Source organism: Streptomyces sp. NPDC033229, assembly GCF_055576875.1.
Genome location: NZ_JBVIQR010000213.1, coordinates 1 through 1161 on the forward strand (window position 1 = coordinate 1; position 1161 = coordinate 1161).

General features: G+C 66.1%; 2 protein-coding genes. Both read left to right on the forward strand.

Translation table 11 applies throughout. The annotated features are described in order from the left end of the window. Positions 1-59: 59 nt before the first annotated feature. Positions 60-575: a winged helix-turn-helix domain-containing protein gene (locus tag ACZ53N_RS37470; RefSeq protein WP_466778765.1), complete on the forward strand. Its 516-nt coding sequence runs from the start codon at positions 60-62 to the stop codon at positions 573-575. Next, positions 572-1161 (forward strand): IS630 family transposase (locus tag ACZ53N_RS37475; protein WP_466778768.1); only part of this gene is annotated, 590 nt, incomplete at its 3' end. The genes ACZ53N_RS37470 and ACZ53N_RS37475, both read left to right, overlap by 4 nt.

Genomic DNA, 1161 nt, shown 5'->3' on the forward strand with positions numbered 1-1161 from the left:
TACTGATCTTTTCGTAAGTTCGGTGGGTGTGCTGGCCTTGCGAGTGGGAGGCTTTTGGGGTGGCTTATCAACCCTGGCCTTCGGCTGCCGGTTCGTCTCTTCCTCCTTTGTCGCGGCCTCAGTTGGCGGAGGCACGGCGTGTTCGGGCGGTCGAGTTGTTCGAGGAGGACGCCTCGAATGCGGAGATCGCGCGGGCGGTGGGTGTGTGTGCCGAGAGTGTGCGGCGGTGGCGTCGGGTGTGGGAAGAAGGCGGCGTTTGGGCCCTGCGGCGGCGTGCGGCCACCGGTCGCCCGCCCAAGCTGGACGACGCCCAGGTCGAGACCGTCCGGGCCGCGTTGGCGCGAGGAGCTCAGGCTCATGGTTTCGAGGCCGACCTGTGGACCCTGGAACGAGTCGGCGCTGTCGTGGAGCAGATAACGGGGGTGGCGTTGTCGCGGGCGTCGGTATGGCGACTGCTGACCGGCCGACTCGGATGGAGTCTGCAGCGTCCCGAGCGGAGGGCGATCGAGCGGGACGAGTCCGAGATCGCCCGCTGGATCGCGCACGAGTGGCCGCGCATCAAAAAGGGGCCGTGAACACACGTGCCTGGATCGTGTTCCTCGACGAATCAGGTGTATCCCTGCTGCCTCAGATCCGCCGCACCTACGCACCCCGTGGCCGGACCCCGCTGCTGCGGCACCGCCTGAACTGGAAGCGGGCGTCGATGGCCGGGGCCCTGGGCTACCACTCCACCGATCCTGAACGCGGGGCCCGTCTGTGCTTCCACCTCAAGCCCGGCAGCTACGACACCACCGCCCTCATTGAAGTCCTCGAGCATATGAAGGCGTTCTACCGCGGCGAGCGAGTGGTGCTGGTCTGGGACGGACTATCGGCCCATTGGAGCCGGGCGATGCGTGCCTGGGTCGCCGAGCAGGACTGGCTCACTCTGGAGCGACTACCCGCCTACGCTCCCGAGCTGAACCCGGTGGAGTTGCTGTGGTCCTCGCTCAAGAAGCGTGAACTCGCCAACCTCGCCGGCGACCACCTCACCGATGTCGCCGACGCCACCGAACAAGGCATCCACCGCATCAACCACAACCCACAACTGCCATGGTCCTTCCTCGCCCACACCGGCCTGACCATCCACTCAGCAACCCCACCGAACTTACGAAAAGATCAGTA